General features: G+C 71.1%; 4 protein-coding genes. 3 read left to right on the top strand and 1 reads right to left on the bottom strand.

The genetic code is table 11. The annotated features are described in order from the left end of the window. On the top strand, positions 1 to 216 hold a 216-nt coding region (locus Q0112_RS05205), incomplete at its 5' end, for a hypothetical protein (RefSeq protein WP_297972380.1). Position 217: 1 nt separating this feature from the next. Here Q0112_RS05205 and Q0112_RS05200 read toward each other — a convergent pair. Then, positions 218 to 628, bottom strand: coding sequence for a group III truncated hemoglobin (locus Q0112_RS05200; protein ID WP_297972377.1), 411 nt, complete (start codon positions 626 to 628; stop codon positions 218 to 220). Between the two features lie 168 nt (positions 629 to 796). On the opposite strand from Q0112_RS05200, the gene Q0112_RS05195 reads away from it, so the two are divergent. Both Q0112_RS05195 and Q0112_RS05190 read left to right on the top strand, forming a co-directional pair. Beyond that, positions 797 to 1213 carry an Rrf2 family transcriptional regulator gene (locus tag Q0112_RS05195; protein ID WP_297972374.1) on the top strand — a complete coding sequence of 139 codons (417 nt, stop codon included), beginning with the start codon at positions 797 to 799 and terminating at the stop codon, positions 1211 to 1213. A gap of 34 nt (positions 1214 to 1247) precedes the next feature. Beyond that, positions 1248 to 1752: cbb3-type cytochrome c oxidase subunit I (locus tag Q0112_RS05190; RefSeq protein WP_297972371.1), on the top strand; the 505-nt coding region annotated here is incomplete at its 3' end.

The raw sequence follows: 1752 nt of genomic DNA, 5'->3' as shown, positions 1-1752 counted from the left end.
TTCCACTACGGCACCGGCTTCTTCGGCATCAACACCGGCAGCGCCGGCGCCGGCCTGGCGCCGGCCGATGCACACGAGGAGCTTCTCGAAGGCGCGATGGTGCTGAGCGACGATCCGATCTTCTTCCAGATGAAGCTGATGGTCGAGGCCGACGGCACCGGCCCGGTGTCGGGCACGGTCCGCTGGGTCGACGCCGAGCTCCGCCGGATCGCCTGAGCTAGGCGCCGCCGGCGGGTGCGGGCGGGCGCAGGGACGGGGCACCGCGGGAAGTCGCGTTCTCGACCACCATGTGCAGCGAGCGGGCGATGCGTTCGGCCCGCTCGATCAGGTGCGCCGCCCCCTCGGGCGGGCAGAGATCCTCGGCGGTCTGCCGGAAGAGCGCGAGCCATTGCTCGAAATGCGTCCAGGTCACCGGGAGGTCGGCATGGGCGAGGGCCGGCGAGCCGTGATAGCGGCCGGTCATGAGGGCGACCGAGGACCAGAATTCCGTCATCCGCGCGAGGTGCGGCCCCCAGTCGCGGATCCGGGCGTCGAAGATCGGCCCGAGCAGGTCGTCCGCCCGCACCTTGGTGTAGAAGCTGTCGACGACGGCGCGCAGCATCTCCTCGTCGAGCCCGGTGCTCTCCATCAGGGCCGCGGTCATCTCCGGGCGGGCGGACACGACGCGGACTTGCTCAACCCGTCTCTCGGACATAGGACGCCCCTTGCACCTTTGGTCTTGCAATCCGTCTAGGACCGGTAATAGGTATTGTAAATACCGGTTCAAAGCAAGCTCACAGCGGGCGGAAGCGGCACCATGCGTCTCACCTCCTTCACCGACTACGGCCTGCGCATGCTCATGCGCATGGCGAGTGCGCCGGAGCGGGCCTTCTCCACCGCCGAGCTGGCCGACGAGTTCGGGCTGTCGCGCAACCACCTGACCAAGATCATGCAGCGCCTGGCGCGGGCCGGGATCGTGGCGACGCGGCGCGGCAGCGGCGGCGGCGCGAACCTGGCGCGGTCTCCGGCCGACATCCGCCTCGGCGAGGTGGTCCGGCTGCTCGAGGAGGGACAACCCCTCGTCGAGTGCTTCGGGCGGAACGGCGGCCGCTGCAGCATCGACGGCTGCTGCCGGCTGAAGCTGCGCCTGCGCTCGGCCGAGGCCGCGTTCCTCGCCCACCTCGACCGTTCCACCCTCGCCGACATCGCGCTCCCGGCGAGGGCGGCGGCCTGATGCCGGAGAACCCGATGCCGGAGAACCTGCGCCCATGACGCGAACACTCACCCTTTCCGAGCGCCACGGCGGCCTCCTCCTCGCCGGCCTGCTCACGCTCCTCGGCCTGCTCATGGTCGTGGCCGCCCGGCACGGGGTGATGGCGCTGCACGGCGCGATGGCCGCGGCCCTCGGGCTCGGGCTGCTGATCGGCCTCGGCGGCGGGCTCGACGCCCCGCTGCCGCCCGCCAGCCGGTCGAGCCGCTACTACGACGCGCCGACCCGCTTCGGCATCGTGATGACGCTCATCTGGGCGATGGTCGGCATGGCGGTGGGCGTCTGGGTCGCGGCGCTGCTCTACTGGCCGACCGCGACGCCCGCCGTGCCCTGGACGAGCTTCGGGCGGCTGCGCCCGGTCCATACCACCGGCATCATCTTCGGCTTCGGCGGCAACGCGCTGATCGCGACCTCGCTGCACGTGCTGCAGCGCACCTCGCGCGCGCGCCTGGCCGATTCGCTCAGCCCCTGGGTCGTGCTCATCGGCTTCAACCTCTTCTGCG

Origin of the sequence: uncultured Amaricoccus sp., assembly GCF_937858865.1 — a bacterium.
In the GTDB taxonomy this organism is placed as follows: domain Bacteria; phylum Pseudomonadota; class Alphaproteobacteria; order Rhodobacterales; family Rhodobacteraceae; genus Amaricoccus.
Note: the sequence above shows the minus strand (reverse complement) of the source record. Positions and strands in the feature narration are given on the sequence as shown.

Coding starts and splice junctions, on each gene's coding strand:
- Q0112_RS05200 (WP_297972377.1), bottom strand. CDS start 628: ATGGAGAGCACCGGGCTCGACGAGGAGATGCTGCGCGCCGTCGTCGAC.
- Q0112_RS05195 (WP_297972374.1), top strand. CDS start 797: ATGCGTCTCACCTCCTTCACCGACTACGGCCTGCGCATGCTCATGCGC.